The 22756-nt window shown below is 67.9% G+C and carries 23 protein-coding genes and 1 tRNA gene; 16 read left to right on the top strand and 8 right to left on the bottom strand.

The features are described 5' to 3' along the window. Positions 1 to 138: 138 nt before the first annotated feature. The 3 genes from BoBH3_RS18185 to BoBH3_RS18175 all read right to left on the bottom strand — a co-directional run bounded on the left by BoBH3_RS18185 (position 139) and on the right by BoBH3_RS18175 (position 1307). Complete coding sequence (locus tag BoBH3_RS18185) at positions 139 to 420, bottom strand: hypothetical protein (RefSeq protein ID WP_262332247.1); 282 nt, start codon at positions 418 to 420, stop codon at positions 139 to 141. A 246-nt stretch (positions 421 to 666) separates the two neighbouring features. After that, positions 667 to 742 (bottom strand) — tRNA-Ala (locus BoBH3_RS18180). Between the two features lie 166 nt (positions 743 to 908). Next, a complete protein-coding gene (locus BoBH3_RS18175; protein WP_262332246.1) occupies positions 909 to 1307 on the bottom strand; it encodes a TIGR02300 family protein in 399 nt (132 codons plus the stop codon). A 227-nt stretch (positions 1308 to 1534) separates the two neighbouring features. Between BoBH3_RS18175 and aroA the strand changes: the two genes are divergently transcribed. The 3 genes from aroA to BoBH3_RS18160 all read left to right on the top strand — a co-directional run bounded on the left by aroA (position 1535) and on the right by BoBH3_RS18160 (position 4449). Continuing rightward, positions 1535 to 2878: a 3-phosphoshikimate 1-carboxyvinyltransferase gene (aroA, locus tag BoBH3_RS18170; protein WP_262332245.1), complete on the top strand. Its 1344-nt coding sequence runs from the start codon at positions 1535 to 1537 to the stop codon at positions 2876 to 2878. After that, positions 2875 to 3528 carry a (d)CMP kinase gene (cmk, locus tag BoBH3_RS18165; protein WP_262332244.1) on the top strand — a complete coding sequence of 218 codons (654 nt, stop codon included), beginning with the start codon at positions 2875 to 2877 and terminating at the stop codon, positions 3526 to 3528. The genes aroA and cmk overlap by 4 nt, the downstream gene beginning before the upstream one ends. A 117-nt stretch (positions 3529 to 3645) precedes the next feature. After that, positions 3646 to 4449, top strand: coding sequence for a DUF1194 domain-containing protein (locus BoBH3_RS18160; protein ID WP_262332243.1), 804 nt, complete (start codon positions 3646 to 3648; stop codon positions 4447 to 4449). 119 nt (positions 4450 to 4568) lie between these two features. On the opposite strand, the gene hrpB is transcribed toward BoBH3_RS18160, so the two are convergent. Further along, on the bottom strand, positions 4569 to 7064 hold the full coding sequence (gene hrpB, locus BoBH3_RS18155) for an ATP-dependent helicase HrpB (RefSeq protein WP_262332242.1): 2496 nt from the start codon (positions 7062 to 7064) through the stop codon (positions 4569 to 4571). A 79-nt stretch (positions 7065 to 7143) separates the two neighbouring features. Between hrpB and trpA the strand changes: the two genes are divergently transcribed. The 5 genes from trpA to BoBH3_RS24500 all read left to right on the top strand — a co-directional run bounded on the left by trpA (position 7144) and on the right by BoBH3_RS24500 (position 12188). Next, on the top strand, positions 7144 to 7989 hold the full coding sequence (trpA, locus tag BoBH3_RS18150; protein WP_262332241.1) for a tryptophan synthase subunit alpha: 846 nt from the start codon (positions 7144 to 7146) through the stop codon (positions 7987 to 7989). Between the two features lie 106 nt (positions 7990 to 8095). Further along, entirely contained in the window at positions 8096 to 9001 is a 906-nt protein-coding gene (gene accD / locus BoBH3_RS18145) for an acetyl-CoA carboxylase, carboxyltransferase subunit beta (protein WP_262332240.1), read from the top strand. A 126-nt stretch (positions 9002 to 9127) separates the two neighbouring features. Further along, the gene (locus BoBH3_RS18140; RefSeq protein ID WP_262332239.1) at positions 9128 to 10450 is read left to right on the top strand and encodes a bifunctional folylpolyglutamate synthase/dihydrofolate synthase; all 1323 of its coding nucleotides are present in this window, start codon (positions 9128 to 9130) and stop codon (positions 10448 to 10450) included. A gap of 31 nt (positions 10451 to 10481) precedes the next feature. Further along, the gene (locus tag BoBH3_RS18135) at positions 10482 to 11327 is read left to right on the top strand and encodes an aldo/keto reductase (RefSeq protein WP_262332238.1); all 846 of its coding nucleotides are present in this window, start codon (positions 10482 to 10484) and stop codon (positions 11325 to 11327) included. Between the two features lie 141 nt (positions 11328 to 11468). Further along, positions 11469 to 12188, top strand: a complete 720-nt coding sequence (locus tag BoBH3_RS24500; protein ID WP_316045115.1) for a L,D-transpeptidase — start codon at positions 11469 to 11471, stop codon at positions 12186 to 12188. Positions 12189 to 12276: 88 nt separating this feature from the next. Here BoBH3_RS24500 and BoBH3_RS18125 read toward each other — a convergent pair whose 3' ends face one another. Next, positions 12277 to 13176, bottom strand: a complete 900-nt coding sequence (locus BoBH3_RS18125; protein ID WP_262332237.1) for an aldose epimerase family protein — start codon at positions 13174 to 13176, stop codon at positions 12277 to 12279. A gap of 145 nt (positions 13177 to 13321) precedes the next feature. On the opposite strand from BoBH3_RS18125, the gene BoBH3_RS18120 reads away from it, so the two are divergent. Both BoBH3_RS18120 and BoBH3_RS18115 read left to right on the top strand, forming a co-directional pair. Further along, complete coding sequence (locus BoBH3_RS18120; protein WP_262332236.1) at positions 13322 to 14218, top strand: 2-dehydro-3-deoxygalactonokinase; 897 nt, start codon at positions 13322 to 13324, stop codon at positions 14216 to 14218. Further along, positions 14215 to 15126, top strand: a complete 912-nt coding sequence (locus tag BoBH3_RS18115) for a ribokinase (protein ID WP_262332235.1) — start codon at positions 14215 to 14217, stop codon at positions 15124 to 15126. Before BoBH3_RS18120 ends, BoBH3_RS18115 begins: the two co-directional genes overlap by 4 nt. A 1-nt stretch (position 15127) precedes the next feature. Here the strand turns inward: BoBH3_RS18115 and BoBH3_RS18110 are convergent, their stop codons facing one another. The 3 genes from BoBH3_RS18110 to BoBH3_RS18100 form a co-directional block, all read right to left on the bottom strand. Further along, positions 15128 to 15739, bottom strand: a complete 612-nt coding sequence (locus tag BoBH3_RS18110) for a TadE/TadG family type IV pilus assembly protein (protein WP_262332234.1) — start codon at positions 15737 to 15739, stop codon at positions 15128 to 15130. Next, positions 15739 to 16239, bottom strand: a complete 501-nt coding sequence (locus BoBH3_RS18105; protein WP_262332233.1) for a TadE family protein — start codon at positions 16237 to 16239, stop codon at positions 15739 to 15741. The genes BoBH3_RS18110 and BoBH3_RS18105 overlap by 1 nt, the downstream gene beginning before the upstream one ends. A 294-nt stretch (positions 16240 to 16533) precedes the next feature. Beyond that, positions 16534 to 17040 (bottom strand): pilus assembly protein N-terminal domain-containing protein, encoded by a 507-nt coding sequence (locus BoBH3_RS18100; protein WP_262332232.1) that lies wholly within the window; start codon positions 17038 to 17040, stop codon positions 16534 to 16536. A 417-nt stretch (positions 17041 to 17457) separates the two neighbouring features. On the opposite strand from BoBH3_RS18100, the gene BoBH3_RS18095 reads away from it, so the two are divergent. The 6 genes from BoBH3_RS18095 to BoBH3_RS18070 all read left to right on the top strand — a co-directional run bounded on the left by BoBH3_RS18095 (position 17458) and on the right by BoBH3_RS18070 (position 22703). After that, positions 17458 to 17622: a Flp family type IVb pilin gene (locus BoBH3_RS18095; RefSeq protein ID WP_262332231.1), complete on the top strand. Its 165-nt coding sequence runs from the start codon at positions 17458 to 17460 to the stop codon at positions 17620 to 17622. A 162-nt stretch (positions 17623 to 17784) separates the two neighbouring features. Continuing rightward, positions 17785 to 18297, top strand: coding sequence for an A24 family peptidase (locus BoBH3_RS18090; RefSeq protein ID WP_262332230.1), 513 nt, complete (start codon positions 17785 to 17787; stop codon positions 18295 to 18297). Positions 18298 to 18426: 129 nt separating this feature from the next. Then, complete coding sequence (gene cpaB, locus BoBH3_RS18085; RefSeq protein ID WP_262332229.1) at positions 18427 to 19194, top strand: Flp pilus assembly protein CpaB; 768 nt, start codon at positions 18427 to 18429, stop codon at positions 19192 to 19194. After that, positions 19191 to 20657 (top strand): type II and III secretion system protein family protein, encoded by a 1467-nt coding sequence (locus tag BoBH3_RS18080; protein ID WP_262332228.1) that lies wholly within the window; start codon positions 19191 to 19193, stop codon positions 20655 to 20657. Before cpaB ends, BoBH3_RS18080 begins: the two co-directional genes overlap by 4 nt. A gap of 37 nt (positions 20658 to 20694) precedes the next feature. Continuing rightward, a complete protein-coding gene (locus tag BoBH3_RS18075) occupies positions 20695 to 21435 on the top strand; it encodes a CpaD family pilus assembly protein (protein WP_262332227.1) in 741 nt (246 codons plus the stop codon). Next, entirely contained in the window at positions 21435 to 22703 is a 1269-nt protein-coding gene (locus BoBH3_RS18070; protein WP_262332226.1) for a CpaE/TadZ family protein, read from the top strand. Before BoBH3_RS18075 ends, BoBH3_RS18070 begins: the two co-directional genes overlap by 1 nt. Positions 22704 to 22756 lie beyond the last annotated feature (53 nt).

Raw genomic sequence — 22756 nt, 5'->3', positions numbered from 1 at the left:
CTACATTTCCGATACCGAGCAACCCTGAGCGCGAAGCCGCGCTCGTGCCACGGCTCAAACGTCGACCCGCACCGATCCGCGGGCAGGGGCAGCGCGTCTGAGTGCCTGCTGCCGGGCCTTGTATTTCATCCAGCCCGGTCAGGCACCAACACGCTTCTTCTTCCGATCATCCTTGACCGGATCGGCCGAGGACTTCGCCGACCGGACGAGCGTGGCAATAGCCAGCGGCGGCTTGCCCGACCTCTCGGAAATCACCTGATCCTGCTCCATGATCGTGGCCCTCGCCGGCTCATCGCCGTCCAGGCCGCCAAGCAGCGATGTCGGCACGCGCCGATTGGACGTCCGAGAGCCGTCCTCGTAGACGACGTCGAACATCGTGAACTCAGTATCGAGAGCTTTGGATTTCGTGCGCCTGGCCATGCTGCCATCCTTGCATGCTAGATGCCGCTTCCGGTCCGAGGCCAGCCGGAGCCACCTGAAAGACGGTCGGGCAGACCGAGCAAAGGAGGCTGAGCGGTGCCGCCCGTAAGGCGTCGGCGGGTCGATTCTCGGTGCGACATTGTCGTTTCAGTTCGAACCAGCCCGAACCGAACCGCACTGAATGTTGGGTAGCGCCGAAGCACTCGTCCGCAAGGCTGGCTAACCCAGCTGCTTACGGAGGAAATTTGGTGGAGCCAGGCGGAATCGAACCGCCGACCTCTTGAATGCCATTCAAGCGCTCTCCCAACTGAGCTATGGCCCCACGCGCAACGGCCGAATTGGGGATCGGCCGTCAAATCCGGAGTTCTGCAACGCCCTTGGGCGGTTCCGTCCGGGCCGCCTGCCAGCGACGCAGCGCTCTATAGGCGGCTCGGACGGAAGACACAAGCGCCTATCGGCGCTTTGTCATCATCTTTTTCACAGGCGGCTCAGTTATCCTCGTCGCCTTCGATGTCGCCATCGATCAGGTCGGAGACGTCGTCGTCACCTTCCTCATCCTCCTCGAGGAAGGTATCGTCCTCGTCATCGGTGTCGACGTCCTCGACCTCGATGTCGTCCTCGCTGGTGACGACGGCCTCGGCCTCCGAGGCCTCCGCATCCGCCTCGTCGAGCGAGACGATCTCGACCGCGCCCTCAGCGGCCTCGGCCTCTTCCTCTTCCTCTTCCTTCGGCTTCACAGCCGCAGCCTTGGTAGCCTGCGGCTCGAACATCGAGCGCGGGTAAGCCTGCCCCGTATAGGGCGAGACGATGGGATCTTTGTCGAGATCATAGAACTTGCGGCCCGTGACCGGGCAAACGCGCTTCGTTCCGAGTTCCGGTTTCGCCACTGCGTCGGACCCTTTAACCTACATGTTCTGGAAAAGCAGGGGCGTCCGTTAGTCGGGGCGGCCGGCCCTGTCAAATGCTGATTTGCCTCCAGCGCCTCCGGCGCGCAAGGGGCATCTCGAATCCGCACCGCCCAGTTGCTCCGAGAGCCGCCGCATTGGCGCGGCCTGCATGGGCATGCTAGGGCGGGCACGCATCCCTTTCGATCCGCTCGCAGAGACCGATACCCGTGTCCCACGATCATGATCCCGTTCCCGTCACCGCCCGGGCCGGCGGGCCGCTCAAGGGCCGCGTGCGCGTGCCGGGCGACAAGTCGATCTCGCATCGCGCGATGATTTTCGGCCTGCTCGCGATCGGCGAGACAAAGGTCACCGGCCTGCTGGAGGGCGAGGACGTGATGCGCACCGCCGCCGCGGCGCGCGCGCTCGGCGCTATCGTCCATCACGACGGGCCCGGTGCCTGGCGCGTTCAGGGCGTCGGCGTCGGCGGCCTGCGGGAACCGACCGACGTCCTCGATTTCGGCAATGCCGGCACCGGCTCGCGGTTGATGATGGGCGTCTGCGGCTCCCATCCCATCACCACGACCTTCGACGGCGACGCCTCGCTGCGCAAGCGGCCGATGCGGCGAATCCTCGACCCGCTGGAGCAGATGGGCACGGTGGTCGTCTCGCAGCAGGAAGGCGGGCGCGTGCCGCTGACGCTGCGCGGCCCGAAAGAGGCGATCCCGATCGTCTATCGCCCGCCGGTCGCCTCAGCGCAGATCAAGTCCGCCGTGCTGCTGGCCGGCCTCGCCGCGCCCGGCGAGACGACGGTGATCGAGGCGGAGGCGACGCGCGACCACACCGAGAAGATGCTGACCCATTTCGGAGCCGAGGTTACCGTGACGCCGGAAGGCGCGCATGGGCGGCGAATCGTCCTCAAGGGCCAGCCCGAACTCAAGGCGGCGCCGATCGTGGTGCCGGCCGACCCCTCCTCGGCCGCCTTCCCGCTCGTGGCGGGGCTGATCGTGCCGGGCTCCGACATCCTGATTGAGAGCGTGATGACCAATCCGCTGCGCTCCGGCCTGCTGACGACGCTGATCGAGATGGGCGCCGACATCACGATCGAACGCGAGGCCAATGAAGGCGGCGAGACGGTCGCCGACCTGCGCGTGCGCTTCTCCAGCCTCAAGGGCGTGACCGTGCCGCCCGAGCGCGCACCCGCGATGATCGACGAATATCCGGTGCTGGCGGTGGCGGCCTCCTTCGCCCATGGCACGACGCGGATGCGCGGGCTGCAGGAGCTGCGCGTCAAGGAATCCGACCGCCTCGCCGCGGTCGAGGCCGGGCTGAAGGCTGCGGGCGTGACCTGCGCCATCGAGGGCGACGATCTTGTCGTCGAGGGCTCGGGCGGCGGACCGGTGCGCGGCGGCGGGCCGATCGCGACCCATCTCGACCACCGCATCGCGATGAGCTTCCTCGTCATGGGGCTGGCGACGCAGAACCCGGTCGTGGTCGATGACGGGCTGATGATCGCGACGAGCTTCCCGAGCTTCGTTTCGCTGATGAACGGCCTCGGAGGCCGGATCGGATGAGCGCCGCGCGAGCCCCACGCCCATTCGTGATCGCGGTCGACGGCCCGGCCGCGTCCGGCAAGGGCACGATGGCGCGGCGGCTCGCGGCGCATTACGGCCTGCCCTATCTCGACACCGGCCTGCTCTACCGGATGGTGGCGCGGGCCATGCTCGACGCCGGCCACGACATTCGCGACGCCGAAGCCGCGGCGCAGATCGTCGAGAGCTTCGACGAGGCCGCCTTCCCGGAAGAGCGGCTGCGTGGGCGGGAGATCGGCGAGGCGGCTTCGGTCGTGGCGGCCGTGCCGGCGGTCCGGGCGGGGCTGCTCGCCCGGCAGCGGCGTTTCGCAAGCCAGCCCGGCGGCGCAGTGCTCGACGGGCGCGACATCGGAACCGTGATCTGCCCTGATGCCCCGGCCAAGCTCTTCGTCACCGCGACGCCGGAAGTGCGCGCCGCGCGCCGGCACAAGGAGCTGATCGGGCGCGGCGAGGCCGTGCCCTTCGACGGCATTCTCGCCGATATCCGCCGCCGCGACGCGCGTGATTCGGGGCGCAGCGACGCCCCGCTCAAGGCAGCGGACGATGCCGTGACGCTCGACACCTCGGCGTTGACGGTCGAAGAAGCTCTCGCAGCCGCGATCGGCATCATCGAGACGCGCCGCGCCGCCTGACCGGGCAAGCCGACGACGATTTGCCGTCGAAACAGGCGCGGCTCACGGTTTTTCGCCTTGGCGCGCGCGCAGACCGGGCGCACACTCCCTTTCGCGACTGAAATGGCGGAGGTGGCGATGCGGCGTTGGCTGTACGGTCTCTCGTGTCTCGCGGCTGCGGCGCTATGGAGCCCCGCACTGCCCAGAGCCCAGACGGCGGATGGACCGCCCGAGGAGGTCGATGTCGCGCTCGTGCTCGCGGTCGACGTGTCCTATTCGATGGATCTCGACGAGCTGGCCTTGCAGCGAAACGGCTATATCGAGGCCTTTCGCTCCAAGCAGTTGCACGATGCCATCGAGAAAGGCGCTATCGGCAAGATCGCCGTGACCTATGTCGAATGGGCCGGCGGGAATTTCCAGTTCGTCGTCCGGCCCTGGAAGGTCATCGACGGGCCAGGCGCAGCGATCGCCTTCGCGGAGGAACTGGGCGAGGCGCCGACCCGCCGCGGCCGCCGCACCTCGATCTCGGGCGCGATCGATCTCGGCGTGCAGCTTCTCGAACAGGCGAACGTCACGGCGATGCGCCGCGTCATCGACATCTCCGGCGACGGCGCCAACAATGACGGGCGCCCCGTCACCGCCGCGCGTGACGAGGCGGGCGCCAAGGGCATCGCCATCAACGGCCTGCCGGTGATGCTGAAGCAGGCCGGCTATTTCGACATCGACAACCTCGATGCCTACTACACCGACTGCGTCATCACCGGCATCGGCGCCTTCGTCATCCCGATCCGCGAGAAGCATCAATTCGTCGAGGCGACGAAAACCAAGCTCCTGCGCGAGATTGCCGAAGTGCCGCCGGATGCGACGGTCCAGAAGGCGCAATCGAACGCCGCAAGCTGCCTCGCCGGCGAGCGGCAGTGGCGCGACCGGATGGGGAATTGAGCAGAGCCGTCGGCCGTCATGCTCGGGCTCGACCCGAGCATCTCTGGACGAGAGGGCGCCTTATCCGGCCTGAGATTCTCGGCTCGCCGCTATGCGGCGCCCGAGAATGACGTTCAGCTTCACGTCCCGCGCGGCTTCGCTCGCGTCGTCGGCGGGGCGGCGGCGGGATCGTCCGGCCAGGGGTGGCGCGGGTAACGGCCCTTCATCTCGGATTTCACCGCCGCCCAGGAGCCGCGCCAGAAGCCCGGCAGATCGCGTGTGACCTGGATCGGCCGATGCGCCGGGGAAAGCAGCTCAAGCACCAGAGGCACCCGTCCGCCGGCCAGCGCCGGATGGGTCGAGAGGCCAAAGAGTTCCTGCACGCGCACCGCGATGGTCGGTCCGGCCTCGGCGGCGTAGTCGACGGCGAGCGAGGAGCCTGTCGGGGCGGTGAAATGCGTCGGCGCCTCGGCATCGAGCCGACGCTTCATCTCCCAGGGCAGCAGGCTTGCGAGTGCCGAATCAAGATCGGAAGACTGAATCGCTGCGAGCGAGGCGCGCCCACCGATATCGGGAGCGAGCCAGAGTTCCGGCTCCTGCGCCAACCCTTCGTCGGAGAGATCGGGCCAGCCCGCCTCCGGCTCGGCCCTGCGCAGGAAGGTCACGCGCTCGCGCAGCTGCTCCTGCCCCTTGCTCCAGGGCAGGAGGCCGATGCCGAGCGAGGCGATGCCTTTCGCCAACGCCTCGGCATTCTCCGTCGTATTCGCCACGGCCAAGGGCCGCTCAGACAGAGACAGCGCGCCGTAGCGGCGCACGGCTCGCACCCGCAGCGCCCGCGCCGCGCGATCGAAACTCGCTTCCTCGCGTTCCTCGATGGCGAAGGGCGCGAGCCCATGGGCGACGAGGGCGGCGATCTCCGCCTCGTCGATTGCAGCCGCCGCCATGATCCGAGCCTGCTGGGCCGCGCCGGTCATCTCGGCGACGACGATGTAAGGCTCGCGCGCCAGGCGCTGCGAGGCCTCCAGCGCGCCGCCGCGGCCGTTGGCGAGGAGATATTGCCCTGAGCCCGGCGTGCGCGCCTTCGCGACCCGGTCAGGATAGGCCAAGGCGAGAAGAAAGCCCGGCGAAAGCGGCCCGCCATCCGTCCTTGCAACACTCCGCTCCGCCGAGCGGGCCCAGCCCTCAGCGAGGCGGCGCATGTCGCCCGCGCGGCCACCGCGTTCGCGGGCGAAACGCTCCAGCCGCTCGGCGAGGTCGACGACATCGCCGCCGAGCCCGCGCTCGACCAGCACGGCCGCGAGATCGGCAGCCGCATCCGCCCGCCCGAAACGGGCCGCGGCCACGAGCATGCGGGCAAGGCGCGGCGGCAGCGGCAGGGCCTGCAAGGCGCGCCCGTCGGGTGTGATGCGCCCATCGGCATCGAGCGCTCCGATGCTCGCCAACAATGTGCGCGCTTCCTTGAGGGCCGGGGCGGGCGGCTGATCGAGGAAGGCGAGCGTGGCAGGGTCCGCGACGCCCCAGGCCGCGCAATCCAGTAGCAGGGGGCTCAGATCGGCCGACAGGATTTCGGGGCGGGCGAAAGGTTCGAGCGCACCGGTCGCGGCTTCCTCCCAGAGTCTGTAGCAGACACCAGGCTCCGTGCGCCCGGCCCGGCCGCGGCGCTGGTCGGCGGCGGCGCGGCTGACACGGCGCGTCTCCAGCCGGGTCACGCCGATATCCGGCTCATAGACCGGGACGCGGGCGAGCCCTGAGTCGACCACGACGCGCACGCCCTCGATCGTCAGCGAGGTCTCGGCGATGGCAGTGGCGAGCACGACCTTGCGGCGACCGGCCGGCGCGGGCAGCACGGCGCGGTCCTGCTCGCGCTGGTCGAGCGCACCATAGAGCGGCGCGATCTCGACGGCCGGATCACGCAACCGCTCGCGCAGGCGCTCCTCGACACGACGGATCTCGCCCTGCCCCGGCAGGAAGACGAGCTGCGAGCCCGGCTGCTCGTTCAGCGCCAGCAGGATGGTTTCCGTGACCTGATCCTCGATGCGCTTCAGCGGGTCGCGGCCGCGATAGCGCGTCTCGACCGAATAGGCGCGGCCTTCGCTCTCGATCACCGGCGCGTCGCCCAGCAATCTGGCGACGCGTGCACCGTCCAGCGTCGCGGACATGACGAGGATGCGCAGGTCCTCACGCAGGCCGCCTTGGGCATCGAGCGCCAGCGCCAACCCGAAATCGGCGTCGAGCGAACGCTCATGGAACTCGTCGAAGAGCACGGCGGCGACGCCTTCCAGCGCCGGGTCGTCGAGGATCATGCGGGCGAAGACGCCCTCGGTGACGACCTCGATGCGCGTCTTCGGCCCGATTTTCGAACCGAGCCGGACGCGCAGGCCCACCGTCTCGCCGACGCGCTCGCCCAGCGTCTGCGCCATCCGGTTCGCCGCGCCGCGGGCCGCGAGCCGGCGTGGTTCGAGCAGGATGAGCTTGCCGCCCTTGGTCCAGGGCTCGTCGAGCAGGGCGAGCGGCACGCGCGTCGTCTTGCCGGCGCCGGGCGGCGCGACCAGCACGGCGTTCGGCCGGGCATGCAGGGAGGCTGCAAGATCGCCGAGGACGGCGTCGATGGGCAGGGCGGTGTCGAAGGCGCGCATGGCCCGGCCGATGTGGCGCAGGCGCGTGCCGCACGCAAGCCACTCGCCAGCCCGCGCGCGCCATGCTAACCGCTGCGGCATGACAGAGACCGGCCAGACCCGCATCCAGAACCGCTTCCAGGCCTGCGCCCGCGAGGGCCGGGCGGCGCTCGTGACCTTCGTCACCGCCGGCGATCCCGATTTCGAGACGTCGAGCGCGATCCTGAACGCCCTGCCCGCGGCCGGCGCCGACGTGATCGAGCTCGGCGTGCCCTTCACCGATCCGATGGCGGACGGCATTCCCGTCCAGCTCGCCGGGCAGCGCGCGCTCAAGGGCGGACAGACGCTCCGCAAGACGCTCGCCATGGTCGAGAGCTTCCGCAAGGCAGGCCACGACACGCCGATCGTGCTGATGGGCTACTACAACCCGATCTACGTCTATGGCGTCGAGGCCTTCCTGGCCGATGCCCGCCGCGTCGGCATCGATGGCCTCATCGTCGTCGACCTGCCGCCGGAAGAGGATGAGGAGCTCTGCCTGCCCGCGCTGAAGGCCGGCGTTTCCTTCATCCGGCTGGCCACGCCGACGACGGACGACAAGCGCCTGCCCAAGGTGCTGCAGAACACGTCCGGCTTCGTCTATTACGTCTCGGTCACCGGCGTCACCGGCGGCGCGATCGCCGATTACGGCGCTGTCGGCGAGGCGGTCGCACGCATCAAGCGGCACACCGACCTGCCGGTCGCGGTCGGCTTCGGCGTCAAGACGGCGCAGGACGCCATCCAGATCGCCGGAAGCGCGGACGGCGTCGTCGTCGGCTCGGCCCTGGTGGAGCGCGTTCGGCTTTCGCTCGATGCCGAGGGCAAGGCCACGGAAAAGACCGTTTCGGCTGTCACCTCGCTTGTCAGGGAACTCGCCGAGGGCGTGCGCTCCGTGGCCAAAGCGGCCTGAGATTCGTTTCATTCAGCGGCCGCGCCGCCTGTCCGCAGGCAGGCCCGGCCCCTCTCCTGCGTGACGGCGCCTCCAGCGCGCCGCAAGCCTATCAGGGAATCATCCGATGAACTGGATTTCCGAAGTCGTCCGGCCGCGCATCAAGACGCTGTTCAAGCGCGAGACCCCCGAGAACCTCTGGGTCAAATGCCCGGATTCCGGACAGATGGTGTTCCACAAGGATGTCGAGGCCAATGGCTACGTCATCCCCGGCTCCGAGCACCATATGCGCGTCACCGCCCCCGAGCGGCTGCGCCTGACCTTCGACGAGGGCAAGTGGGTCGATGTCGCCCTGCCCGAGGCGCCGGCCGATCCGCTCAAGTTCCGCGACGAGAAGCGTTATGTCGACCGGCTGAAGGACGCCCGCGCCAAGACCGGCGCGCCGGACGCCTTCAAGGTCGGCTTCGGCCGGGTCAAGGGCCTGCCGATGACGGTCGCGGCGCAGGACTTCCACTTCATGGGCGGCTCGCTCGGCATGGCAGCGGGCGAGGCCTTCATCAAGGGCGCTGAGACCGCGCTCGACAAGAAGACGCCGTATGTCGTCTTCGCCGCCTCGGGCGGCGCGCGCATGCAGGAGGGCATCCTCTCGCTGATGCAGCTGCCGCGCACGACGGTCGCCGTGCGCCGCCTGCGGGCGGCGGGCCTGCCCTATTTCGTGGTGCTGACCAACCCGACGACCGGCGGCGTCACCGCCTCCTACGCCATGCTGGGCGACATCCATATCGCGGAGCCCGGCGCGCTGATCGGCTTCGCCGGCCCGCGCGTGATCGAGCAGACGATCCGCGAGAAGCTGCCGGACGGCTTCCAGCGTTCCGAATACCTCAAGGACCACGGCATGGTCGACATGGTGGTGCATCGCCGGGACATCCCCGAGACGCTCGCGCGCCTGGGCCGCCTGCTGACCAAGCAGCCGCAGGCGAAGAGCGAGGCGCCCGTGCCCGCACCTCTGCGGCCGATGGCCGAGGCGGTCTGAGCCTGGAGCATTTCCGCGTTTCCTCGAATCGCGAAAATGCTCTAACTATTTGTTTCGTCGCATTTTCTTCACGCGAACCGGTGCCCACTTCGCTCGAAAATGCTCTAGCCGCCGGACGGTCGCGCCATGGGGTCTTCCGATACGGTGCTGGCGCGCTTCATGGCGCTGCACCCCAAGCTGATCGACCTTTCGCTCGGCCGTATCCTCACGCTGCTGGAGCGCCTCGGCGATCCGCAGAAGCGTCTGCCGCCGGTGATCCATGTCGCCGGCACCAACGGCAAGGGCTCGACCATCGCCTTCATGCGGGCGATCCTCGAGGCGGCGGGCCTCTCGGTCCATGTCTATATCTCGCCGCATCTCGTGCGCTTCCATGAGCGCATCCGGCTGGGGGCGCCCGGCGGCGGTCGCTTCGTCGACGAGGACAAGCTCGTCGAGGCGCTGGAGCGCTGCGAGCGCATCAATGCCGGCGATCCGATCACCTTCTTCGAGATGACGACGGCAGCCGCGATGCTGCTCTTCGCCGAGAACCCTGCGGATGTGCTGCTGCTGGAGGTTGGCCTCGGCGGGCGCTTCGACGCAACGAATATCGTGGCCCATCCGGCCTGCACGGTGGTGACGCCGGTCTCGCTCGACCATTCCGAATATCTCGGCGACACCGTCACCAAGATCGCCGGCGAGAAGGCCGGCATCTTCAAGCGCGGTGCGCCGGCCGTGATCGCACCGCAAGAGCCGGAGCCGACCGCCGTGCTCGAGGCGGCCGCCGAGCGCGCCGGAGCCTCGAAAATCCTGGTCGGTGCGCAGGACTTCAACGTCCACGAGGCCGGCGGAAGGCTGGTCTACGAGGACCAGGACGGGCTGCTCGACCTGCCGCTGCCCAGGCTCGCGGGCCGCCACCAGCACATCAATGCCGGGACCGCCATCGCGGCACTGCGGGCGGCCGGCTACGGCGCCCTGCCCACGCGGGCCTTCGAGGACGGCATGCGGCATGCCGATTGGCCGGCAAGGCTGCAAAGGCTGGCGCGCGGTCGGCTCACCGAGCTGATCCCCCCAAGGGCCGAGCTCTGGCTCGACGGCGGCCACAATCCCGATGGGGGGCGTGTGCTGGCGCAGGCCATGGCCGATCTCGCCGACCGCAACCCGGCGCCGCTGGTGATGATCGCGGGGCTGCTCTCGACCAAGGACGCCGCCGCCACGCTCGGCCATTTCAATGGGCTGGCCCAACGGCTCTACGCGGTGCCGATCCAGAATTCGCTCGCGGCGCGCCCGGCCGAAGAGGTCGCGGCAGCGGCGCGCAGCGCCGGCCTCACCGCCGAGGCTTCCGGCTCTGTCGAGCAGGCTCTGCGCCTGATCGCCGCGCAGGACTGGCCGGCGCCGCCGCGCATCCTGATCTGCGGCTCGCTCTATCTCGCGGGCGAGGTGCTCTCGGCCAATGGAACGCCCCCGGAATGATGCGTTCCGCGTCCGAAACGAAGAGGACAGCATGACCGGTCATCCCTTCGGCTCCACCGGACGCAGCGTTCCCGCCATTGGCCAGGGCAGCTGGTATATCGAGCGTGGCGACCGGACGGAGGCGATCGCAGCGCTCCGGCGCGGGCTCGATCTCGGCCTTTCCCATATCGACACCGCCGAGATGTATGGCGACGGCCTTTCGGAGGCGATCATCGGCGAGGCCATCGCCGGGCGGCGCGACGAGGTCTTTCTCGTCTCGAAGGTCTTGCCGCACAACGCCTCGCGGCAGGGCGTGCGCGCCGCCTGCGAGCGCTCGTTGAAGCATCTGAAGACCGACCGGCTCGACTGCTACCTGCTGCACTGGCGCGGCCCGCATCCGCTGGAAGAGACCTTCGCTGCCTTCGAGGACCTGAAGCGGGAGGGCAAGATCCTCTCCTGGGGCGTCAGCAATTTCGACGAGGACGATCTCGACGAGGCTCTCGACGCGTCGGGCCCGGGCCTGATCGCCTGCAACCAGGTGCTCTATCATCTGTGCGAACGCGCCATCGAGCATGCGGTGATCCCCTGGAGCGAGCGCAACGGCGTCGCCGTCACCGCCTACAGCCCCTTCGGCCATGACGATTTTCCTGCGGCCGGCAGCGCGCAGGGCAAGGTGCTCGCCGAAATCGCCGAGGCTCATGGCGCGACGCCCCGGCAGGTCGCGCTCGCCTTCCTGACTCGCCGCCCCAGCGTCTTCGCCATCCCGAAGGCCGGGAAAGCGGCCCATGTCGAGGACAATGCCGGCGCGGCCGGGCTCGTACTTTCGGCCGAGGACATCTCCCGGATCGACGCCGCCTTCCCGCGCGGCCGGAAGCCGCATTCGCTGCCGATGATCTGACGCGCGGAAACCACGATCCGCCTTGACGCTTTACATTCCCGCCTCAGGCGCGCTTTCCTAGAGTCAACGTAGGGCCTTTGGGCGACGGCCTCGCGCCTGCGCCAACGCCTCATCCCCGTTGAGTTCTGAGGAGTGAGAGTGATGCGTCGCGTACTCGGTTGTCTTGCCCTGTTGATCGCCGCCCTTTTCGGCAGCTCCGCCCAAGCCGGCATCGACGTCCAGATCGACCTCGCCGCCCAGCGCATGCAGGTCACCACCTCCGACGGCGAGGCCTACAACTGGAAAATCTCCTCGGGCCGCAAGGGTTTCCGCACCCCAACCGGGGTCTATCGGCCGATCCGGCTCGAGAAGAGCTGGTATTCGCGCAAATATGACGGCGCGATGCCGCATTCGGTGTTCTTCCATGGCGGCTATGCCATCCACGGCACGACATCCGTCGGCGCGCTCGGCCGGCCTGCCTCGCATGGCTGCATCCGGCTGCACCCCGCCAATGCCGCCAAGCTCTTCGCGCTCGTCAAGAAGCATGGCTACGGCCAGACGCGGATCGCGCTGAACGGCTCCGTCAACGACAGCCTCTCGCGCTTCGCCAGGGCCTCGACCAGCTCCAAGGCCAAGATCGCGAAAGCCTCGCCGACCAATTCCCGGATCGCCAGCTCCAAGGTGGCCAGTTCCCAGATGGCGAAGTCCAAGATCGCCAAGGCGCAGCAGCGCTACCATGATCAGATCGTCGTGCAGGAGCGTCAGCGGTATGGCGGCTGGGAAGCTGCGCGCGGCCAGATTCTGCTGCGGCCGAGCCTGCCGGCCAACGCCTATGGCTACCAGCCCTACTATAACTACCCGAGCAGAGGCGGCTGGCGCTAAATCGCCGCGCGTTCTATCGGACGCAAAGTGACGATCTAGCTCGTTGTTTCAGCATCTGATTTTTCCGAAAAGTGAGTTCCACTTTCGGTCAGATGCTCTGAGGCCGGATCGCTCCCGGCGCGATCCTGAGCCAGCCTTCCAGCGTTTCGCCCGGTGCGAGCCGCTGCAGTGGCGCGGCAGTCCGCGCAGCCGGCTCGCTCGGAGCTCCGATGGCGTGGCTTTGTGGCTCGACGCAGAGGAAATCCGCGCCGGCCGGCGCCCAGACCACGGGGCAGTTCAGGGTTTCGCTGGCGCTGAGCGTGATGGCGAGGCCGCTCGAGGGCGTCTCGATCCGGGCGCGGCCATCCCATCCGAGGAAGCTCCAGGCCGTCACCCCGTCCGAGCGGAAAGCCGGTGCGGCCACATAAGGCCCGCCATCGCTAAAGGCTTGTTGCCCGATCGCGCGGAAGGCCTCGCCGAAGACAAGCGCGCCTGTCGCCCGCATGGCGAGGCGGGTATCGGCGGCGCAGGGAAACCAGGGGTGATGGCCGATGCCGAAGGGGAGTGCCGTCTGCGCCTCGTTCGTGATCGAGAGGCGAATGGTCATGCCGGCCTCGTCGAGTTCGATCTCCTGCCGCGCACGATAGCGGTAGGGGTCCGGGCCTTGGATGCGCCGGTGTTCGAGGACGGTATGACCGCGGTCATACCGCAGCACCTCCCAGGTCGACTGCCAGCCGAAGCCGTGGATCGTGCCGGCCGGATCGTTCGCGGGGACGAGGAAGCGGCTGGTCCCGTCATCGACCGTGCTGCCGAAGGCGCGGTTCGCGAAGGGCAGCATCGCCCAGCTGCCGAAAAAGTTGGGCGAGGCTGTCGTTGGGGCTCCACCGGGCGAGGGGCGCAGGATATCGTGCAGGCGCCCGTCCGGCCCGCGCCAGCGCAGGCGCGAGACGATGCCACCCGCATCGGGAACGACGGTCGCATCGAGGCCACCAGCCTGCAATTCGAGCATTGTAACCCTCCGATTCATCCGTTGACGCCTGACAGGAGCGTTGCCGCGATCGCGAGGCGGGCACAAGCCGCCTGCTCTTGACCAGGGCCGGCGCGGCTAAGAGAGTTGCCCCCCTTTTTCAGGCCTGCCTTTGCCGGAACCCGCCATGCCGAAACCTCTGATCGCGCTCGACTGGGGTACGACCCGCGCACGAGCCTTCCTGATCTCGGAGACAGGCGAGGTGATGCAGCGCCGCATCGCCGATCAGGGCATCCAGTCGGTGCCGGCGGGCGGCTATCCCGCCGCCTTCGAGGCGCTGGCAGGCGATTTCCGGCGCGCAGCTCCCGATGCCCCGATCGTGCTCGCCGGCATGGTGGGAAGCCGAAACGGCTGGGTCGAGGCAGCCTATGCGGCCTGTCCCGCCTCGCCAGAGGAGATCGCCGCCGCGGCGATCCGGGTCGAGCTTGACGGCAGCACGACGGCAACGATCCTGCCTGGCTTGAGCTGCGATGATGGCGCCTTCGACGTGATGCGCGGCGAGGAGACGCTGATCGTCGGCCTCCGGCTGACGGACGGCCTCGCCTGCCTGCCGGGCACGCATTCGAAATGGGCCGAGATCAAGGGCGGGCGCATCACCCGCTTCGCCAGCTTCATGACCGGGGAGGTCTATGGGCTCCTGCGCGAGAGCTCGATCCTGGGCCGGCTGGCCGAAGCACCCGCAGGGAGCGATGCGGCGGACGGCGCCGCGCGGGGACGCGCTGCTGCCACGCGCGCCGGCGGCCTGCTCAACAGCGCCTTCGCCGCGCGTACCGAGGTGCTCGCCGGGCGGATGCCGGGCGGGGCGGTCGGCCCCTATCTGTCGGCATTGCTGGTCGGGCAGGAGATCGCGGGGGCGCGATCGCTGTTCGGCAAGAGGACCGAGATCCATCTCGTCGCCGACGGCGCGCTCGCGGAAAGCTATGGCGGCGAGCTCGCCGCAGCCGGCCTCACCGTGCGGACGACGACGCCGGAAGCGGCCTTCATCGCCGGTGTCAGGCGCCTGGCTGCCGGCCTGGTCGCATGATCGTCGTCTTCGGCTCGATCAACATCGATCTGGTGACGCCGGTGGAGCGGCTGCCGGGCGCTGGCGAGACCGTGCTCGGGCCCGGCTATTCGGTGCATCCCGGCGGCAAGGGCGCGAACCAGGCACTGGCCGCGCGGCGCGCGGGAGCCGACGTCGCACTGGTCGGCGCGGTCGGGCACGACGGCTTCGGCGAGGCGGCTCTCGCGTTGCTGGCGAAGGACGGCGTCGATCTTTCCGGCGTCGCTCGCCTCGATCAGCCGACGGGCGCGGCCTTCATCGCCATCGACCGCGAGGGCGCCAACCAGATCATCGTCGCGGCCGGCGCCAATGCGTCTGCCGAGCCCGGCGCGCTGAAGCAAATGTCGCTCGGTGCAGACAACATCCTGCTGCTGCAATGCGAGGTGCCGGCCCCTGCGAATCTTGCCGCCGCGCAGGCCATGAAAGCGGCCGGGGGGCGCGTGATCCTCAACCTCGCCCCGGCGGAAGCTCCGTCCGAGGCGCTCCTCGCCTGTCTCGACATGATGATCGTCAATGAGCACGAGGCGCTGGTCCTGGCGCAGGCACTCGGATGGCCGGAGCGGGAACCCGAGGCGATCGCGCGGAGGCTCGACGCCGAGCGCGGCATCGCCGCGGTCGCGACGCTGGGGGCGGAGGGCACCGTCGCCTGGCAGAACGGAGTCCGCCATCGCCGGCCGGCTCCGCATGTCGCGGTGGTCGATACGGTCGCGGCTGGCGACAGCTTTACAGGCGCCTTCGCCGCTGCGCTGGCGGATGGGCGTGCTTTCGCTGAAGCCCTGCAGAACGGCCTCGCGGCCGGCTCGATCGCCTGCACGCGCCCCGGCGCGCAGCCCAGCATTCCCTATCGGGCGGAGATCGCGGCCCTGATCGGCGAAGGGAACTGCCCTTGAATCAGAAGGCGGGGCAGGCGTTCACGTCGCTGCGGACGATCTGCTCGATGGAGGCGGAGCCATCGGCCTTGCCGTTGCGAGGACGTGCGTAGATCGGGTTGTCGCCCAGCGTCACCGGGCCGGTGACGACCTCGCCGATGATCGGCGTGAAGCGATAGCTCGCACGCGCCATGATCACCGAGGTGCTGGGAATCCGGACGCTGTCGGGCAAGACGACCGTGGTGCCGCGCGCCGGCGCCGGCGTGCCCGCCGGATAGCTGCTGCTCCAGCAGATGCGCCCGACGCCGGCGGAGTCGATCACGACGCTGGCGATGACCATGCTGGCCCGGGTTGCGTCATAGGGCAGCAGGACCGTGCGGGCGGCTTCGAAGATGTTGCTGATCTCCGCAACGGGAGCCGACTGCATCCGCGCCGTAAGATCGCTCAGGGTCGAGGTGAGCAGCGTGACCTTGCGATTGACCATGACGAGTTGCGCGACATCGACCAGCCCGCAATAGGCGATCATCAGGAAGGGCAGCACCATGGCGAACTCGACGATCGCCACGCCGTCGCGCGCACGGCGGAAGCGACGCAAGAGGCGAAGCAGCGGGCTGTTTTGCCTGGCGACCGACATCAGACGAAGGGCTCCGTGCGAAGGGCGACGCTCGCGACGATGCCGCGGCGACCGGGACCGATATTGGCGAGGGAGGTTGAGGCCCAGCTCGTCAGGAAGAGACTGTAGTCGAGCGCAGCCCGGATCACGACGATCTGGTTGGATCCCGGCGGGCTGTAGGAGAAGGTGTTCGTGTTGAGCCCGCCGCCGGCGAGCGGATTGCTGCTGGAGGTGCCGGAGCTGGCCGCGCCGAAGCTCGCATAGGTGCGCACGTCGATGGCCAGCTTCGTGCAGTCGACGAGACCCAGCGGCGCCCGCGCGCAGACCGCATCTCGAAAGGCCGCTGCATTCACGGAAGCGTTGTTGGAGGCATAGAGCGCCCGGGACTCGCCGGTGAGCACGACGCGGGACGCCTGCGTCAGCGCCTCCTCCAGGACCTGGGTCGTCCAGAACATCAGCGCCGTCTCGATGATCGCCCAGAGGAGCATCAGGAACGGCGCCGCGATGAATCCAAATTCCACCGCGGTTGCGCCGTCCTGCGAGCGCCTGAAGCGCCGGAGCAAAGTCCAGCGGCGTCGCCGGGCGGCCGGTCGGACCTTGCCTGCGAGAGGAGCGGTTTGTGTGTTGCGATCGAACATCGATGGCCTCATCGAGCGCTCGGCTCGGACGAGATCATCTCTAATGCAAAAGAATTTCCGATCGGTTAGAGGCGCCTCGCCGCCACGAAAAGCAGGGTGAAGATTCGATTAACCCTGTTCGGACGGCAGCCCGCGCGGCCTCTCTCACGCGCGCGATTCATATTCTGATCGGAATGCCTATTTGGCGTCGGCGCCGGTCGCCAGCGCGTTGCGGCTCTTGGCCTGCGTGCCGGCCTCGCCGAAATACTTCTGAGCATCGCCAAGCTGCATCGAGGGCTGGCAGACCGGCGTGCAGGAATAGCTCTCGCGCTCCATGCCGCGCTGGACCGTGAGCACGGCATCCGAGGCGGCGCCGACGCGCACCAGGGATTCGGCGAGCAGAGTGCCGCTGGAATCCAGCGCGATCAGGTTGGTCACGCCGAAGCTCTTGCCCGTCACCACCATCACGCCATTGCGCTGGACGGTGACGTCGGCGATGGCCGGGTTGCCGACGATGACGGTGCGGGCCTTCTCGGGCAGCCGCACGACCTTGGCATGGTCGACCAGCACCATGACGCTGCCGCCCGGCGCCTCCTGCGGGGCGGCCAGCGCCGCATCGCTCGCGAAAATGACCGCCAGCAGGGTCGCGGCCAGGTTCCAGCGCGCCTGCCGGCGGGGCCCTCCAGGAATGCGCTTGGTCAACATGGCGACGCCTCAAAGCTTTGTGACAGCGCCAGAGAAGCGCAAAATGATGAACCAAACCCTAAACGACTCCGACAGGAGCGCTTTCGCCCGCAGATTCCAGGCTTGCCAGAGCAGAAGCGACGTGCAGACCAACGTTTGTCTGGGCCGCCAAGCCAATTCAATCACGCGTATCAGACCGATTAAATATCTTGTTTACCGATAAATCCACAGTTCTATTCAATTAAATTTATGATCATATCTTATGATCGATCGTTCAATTGAGAATTAACCACGGGGAAGACCATTTTTTGAACGGCCTAATTCTTCGATCGGCTTAACCGATCGGCAAGAGGAACGTCCTAATCTCCATCCTGTCGCTGACCCAAGCCACTCCAGAGCAAAGGCAGCCGTCAAACCGTGGTGTAAAGGAGATTCAGCATGACCAAGCTCTTCGCGCGTTTCGCCAAGGACGAGTCCGGCGCCACCGCCATTGAATACGGCCTGATCGCCGCCCTGATCGCCGTCGTCTGCATCGGCGTCTGGACGACCATCGGCACCAACCTCCTGGCGCGGTTCACCGAAGTCCAGAACGCTCTGAACTGATCGGACGACCGAGCCTTCCGTTGCAAACGGAACGAGGAACGCCCCGGCCAGCCGGGGCGTTTCGCGTTTGGGCTCGCCTCACGACGATTCCACCATTCGCGTAAGGCTTTGGTGAGAGCTGCCTGCGAAAGATCGGGCACGAGACAGGCCCGGAGCCAGCCCATGTCGCTTTCGCTGATCATCATGCTCGGTGTCTTCCCCTTCGCCATGGCCTATGCCGCGGCGAGCGACCTCGTCTCGATGACGATCTCCAACCGGCTATGCCTCTCCCTCGTCGCGACCTTCGCGCTCTGCGCGGTGCTTCTCGACCTCAGCCTCCAGGAGACGGCCTGGCATCTGGCGGCCGGGTTCACCGTGCTGATCGGCGCCTTCGGGCTCTTCGCCGCCGGCTGGATCGGGGGTGGAGACGCGAAACTCGCCGCTGCGACCGCGCTGTGGTTCGGCTTCGATCAGCTGATGCCCTATCTCGTGCTGTCGAGTGTCGGCGGTGGCGTCCTGACGCTGCTGCTGTTGCGCCTGCGCGCGCATCCACTACCGGCACTGGCCGCGAATTGGAGCTGGGCCCGGCGCCTGCACGCCCCCAAGGAAGGCGTTCCCTACGGCATCGCCCTGGCCTTCGCCGCGCTCTATCTCCTGCCGAACACGCGGATCTGGCACGCGGCGATCGGCATCTGAGCCAACATACCCGCGACGTCCGGGCGCCAGCCCTCAAAAAATACACGTCCGATTAACCATAAGTTGACGTTTCCGGCCGACGATCAGGGTCAGTAGCCAGCCTAGGCCTGGCTTGAGGATCGCAGGTCGATGAGTCCCGCACGCATCATCATTCTCGTCGTCGCGCTGGTCGCCGGTCTCGGAGCCGCCTTGCTGGCGCAGAGACCCTCCCAGGCACCCAAGACCGTCGCCAAGGTCGAGGCGGCGCCAACCGTGCCTGTGCTCGTCGCCGCCGCCGACATCCCCGTCGGCAACGCGGTGACGGCCAACGATCTGCGCTGGCTGGATTGGCCGCTCTCGGGGGTTCCAGCGGGCGTGGTCCGCAAGGACGAGGCGCCCGAGGCGGAGAAAGAGCTCGTCGGGCAGGTCGCGCGCTTTGCGCTGCTCGCCGCCGAGCCCATCCGCCGCGAGAAACTGATCAAGACCGATGGAACCGGCTTCCTCTCCGCCGTGCTGCCCTCCGGCATGCGCGCCGTAGCCATCAGCACGGATAGTCGCGGCGCCAGCACGGCCGGCGGCTTCATCCTGCCCAATGACCGTGTCGACGTAGTCAGCACGCCACGAGCCGAAGCGGACAGCGCCGGCGTTTTCAGCGAAACCCTGCTGCGCAACATCCGCGTCCTGGCGATCGGCCAGAATGTGCAGGAGCGCAACGGCGAGAAGGTCGTGGTCGGCGAGACCGCGACGCTCGAAGTCGACCCCGGGCAGGTCGAGACCCTGGTCCAGGCCCAGAAGGGCGGAACACTCTCGTTGGCGCTGCGCAGCCTGAAGGATGCCGGCCAGACGGCGCCCCCCGAGACGGAAAATGCCATGACGCTCGTGCGCTATGGCGTCACCTCCAAGAGCGTAAAGCCATGATCAGACCTTCACCCCGCTTGGCGACGGCTCTCGCATTCGCGCTCACGACCGGCGCCGCCGTCTTCACGGCCAGCGACGCACTGGCTCAGGCCGGCCGGGAAGCTTCTCCCGTCCTCAATGTCGGAGCGAGCGAGCATGCGATGTCGCGGAAGCTCGATCTCTCGATCGGCCGCTCGTTGATCGTCGAGCTGCCGCGCGACGCCAAGGAGGTCTTCGTCGCGAACCCGAAGGTCGCCAATGCGGTTGTGCGGACGGCACGCAAGCTCTTCGTCATCGGCATCGCCGATGGCGCCACCTCGATGTTCGTGATGGATGCCGAAGGCCGGCAGATCACCGCGCTCGAGATCAATGTCGGACGCGACCTCAACGTGCTGCGCCAGACGCTCCGAACCGCCCTGCCGAACTCGCAGATCGAGATCAAGCCTGCGGGGGACTCGATCCTGCTGGTCGGCTCTGTCCCGAACGCCTCGGATGCAACCCAGGCGGTCGACATCGCCAACGCCTTCGTCGGCTCGTCCGACAAGACCAGTGGCAAGGGCGCGGTGATCAACTCGCTGACGATCCGCGGGCGGGACCAGGTCATGGTCAAGGTCACCGTCTCGGAAATACAGCGCAAGGCGATCAAGCAGCTCGGTATCAATTCGACCGGCGAATGGAAGATCGGCAATCTCTCGATCACGCCGACCATCGACAATCCGTTTCCGCTGCAGCCCCAGCAACTGTCGGCAACCGCGATCGGCGCAGCCTTCGGCAACTCGCAAAGCTTCACCATCCGCGCGCTCGAGCGAGCTGGCCTGGCCCGCGTGCTTGCCGAACCGACGGTGACCGCCATCTCGGGAGAGAGCGCCAAGTTCACCGCCGGCGGAGAAATCCCGGCCCCTAAGGGGCAGAGCTGCAGCTACGACCTGTTCAACCGGCAGACCTGCACCTACCAGATCGAGTATCGCCCGGTCGGCGTCGCGCTGAACTTCACGCCGATCGTCCTGTCCGACAACAAGATCAGCATGCGCATCGCCACCGAGGTCACCGAGCTCGACTTCGAGAACCAGCTACGGGTCAGCGGTCAGAACGCGGACGCGCTCAATATTCCGGCGTTCAGGGTTCGGAAGTCGGACACCACGGTTGAATTGCCCTCCGGCGGCACGCTGGCGACGGCCGGCCTGATCCAGCGCGTTTCCAAGAGCTCGATCAACGGCCTGCCCGGCCTGATGAACCTGCCGATCATCGGCGCGCTCTTCCGCTCACGCGACTACCAGCGCGAGGAGACGGAGCTGATGATCACCGTGACGCCCTACATCGCGAAGCCGATGCAGCCGAACGAAGTGCAGCGTCCCGATGACGGCTTCGTCGAATCCCATGACGCCCAGGCGATCCTGCTCGGGCGGCTCAACAGGATCTATGGCAGCGGCTCCGGCCCCGTGCCGCAGGCCTACAAGGGTCGCGTCGGCTTCATCGCTGACTGACCGCCGAACGATCGCAATGGATGATGGACGCTCCGACATGACGGCATCCTCACGCAACAGCTCGCTCCGGACGCGGACCGCCGCCGCCGCGCTCGCCCTGGGCGCGCTGCTTGGCGGCTGCGCCAACAAAACAGCCGAGATCGACCCGGTCCCCTTCCACCCGAACGATGTGCGCGAACGCCATCCGATCGTGCTGCGCGACGCGCCGCAGTCGCTCGATGTCTTTGTCGGACGAGCCGGGGGAAGGCTCGACGGCCGCCAGGCGCAGGACGTCGCCGATTTCGCCCGCGCCTATCGCCGCTCCGGCAAGGGCGGGATGGTCGCGCAGGTGCCGACCGGGGAACGCCGCGACCATGCGGCGCGGGACACGCTGGCCGGCATCCGTTCCGAGCTGGCGCGCCACGGCGTCTCGGGCCTCGCCGTCCGCAGCTATCCGGTCGAGGACCCCGGGCTTGCCTCGCCGATCCGGCTGACCTTCGCCTCGCTCCAAGCCGCGTTGCCGCATGAGTGCGGGCAATGGCCGACCGATCTCGGCGTCTCTAGCTACAAGTTCGACGCCTCGAACGAGAGCTACTGGAACTTCGGCTGCTCCACGCAGGCGACTCTCGCCGCGCAGGTGGCCGACCCCATCGACCTCGTCAGGGCGCGCGCCGAGGGCCGGCCGGACATCGTCAAGCGCATGAATGCGATCGGCAAGATCCGCCAGGGCCAGGATCCCTCGACCCTGTACCGACAGAGCACGCCGCAGATCAATTCAGCGGTCGGAGGCGGCAACTGATGACGTCCGAGACCAGCGAGCAACTCCCCGCGAGCGAGCCGACCAACGAAGAGGTCATCGCGCCGCTGCCGCGCATCACGCTGCAGGCATTCTGCGAAACCCCCGCCGTGGCGGCGACGATGCAGACCGTGGTCGCCGACCGGCGCATGGACAAGGCCCATGCCCGCATCCAGATGGGCGGGCCGGCTGCCGCCGTCGAGGCCTTCCGCTCGGCACCGACGCCCAACATCATCGTGCTCGAGACGCTCTCCGATCCGGCGACGCTCGTCTCCCATCTCGAATCGCTGTCCGAAAGCTGCGACGCCGGGACCAAGGTCGTGGTGATCGGCCACGTCAACGACGTCCAGCTCTATCGCGACCTGATCCGCCGCGGCGTCAGCGAATACCTGATCGCGCCGCTGGAGACGCTCGACGTTCTGCGCACGCTCTCGGAGCTCTATGTCGCGCCGGAAGCCCGCAATCTCGGCCGGGTCATCGCGGTCATGGGCGCCAAGGGCGGCGTCGGCGCCTCGACCGTCGCCCACAACATCTCCTGGGCGATCGCACGCAGCCTCGACGCCTCGACCGTGATCGTCGATCTCGACGTCGCCTACGGCACCGCCGGCCTCAACTTCAACCAGGACCCGCCGCAGGGCATCGCCGAGGCCATCTTCGCGCCGGAACGCCTCGATTCCAACGTGCTGGACCGGCTGCTCTCTCGCTGCAGCGACAACCTCGCGCTGCTGGCTGCGCCGGCGATGCTCGATCGGACGATCGACCTCAACGAGGATGCGCTCGAGCAACTCCTCGACCTGCTGCGCGCGAGCGTGCCCTGCATCGTCCTCGACCTGCCGCACCAATGGAGCGGCTGGGTGAAGCGGACCATGCTCAGTGCGGACGAGATCGTCATCGTTGGCGAGCCCGAGCTCGCCTCGCTGCGCAACGCCAAGAACCTCGTCGATCTCTCGCGCGCGACGCGCCCCAATGACGCCGTGGCCCGGCTGGTCCTGAACAAGATCGGGGTGCCGAAGCGCCCGGAGATCAACACCGGAGAGTTCGCCAAGGCGCTCGGGATCGACGTGCTCTGCACGATCCCCTTCGACGCCCAGCTCTTCGGCACAGCCGCCAATAATGGCCAGATGATCGCCGAGGTCCAGGCCGGCGGCAAGGCGGCCGAGGCCTTCACCCAGATCGCGAGCGCCCTGACCGGCCGCGGCGAAGCCAAGCGGAGCCGGCGCAGCTTGCTCGAACCGCTCGTTTCCAAGCTGAAACGCCGCAAGGCCTCATGATGACGCAACATCAGACGCAGACCAGGCCGATCTTCCTGCGAAAAGCCGCGACG

Source organism: Allobosea sp. BH3, from assembly GCF_025499465.1.
Lineage (GTDB): Bacteria > Pseudomonadota > Alphaproteobacteria > Rhizobiales > Beijerinckiaceae > Allobosea.
The sequence above is the reverse complement of the archived record's forward strand: the minus strand, read 5'-3'. Positions and strand labels throughout refer to the sequence as shown.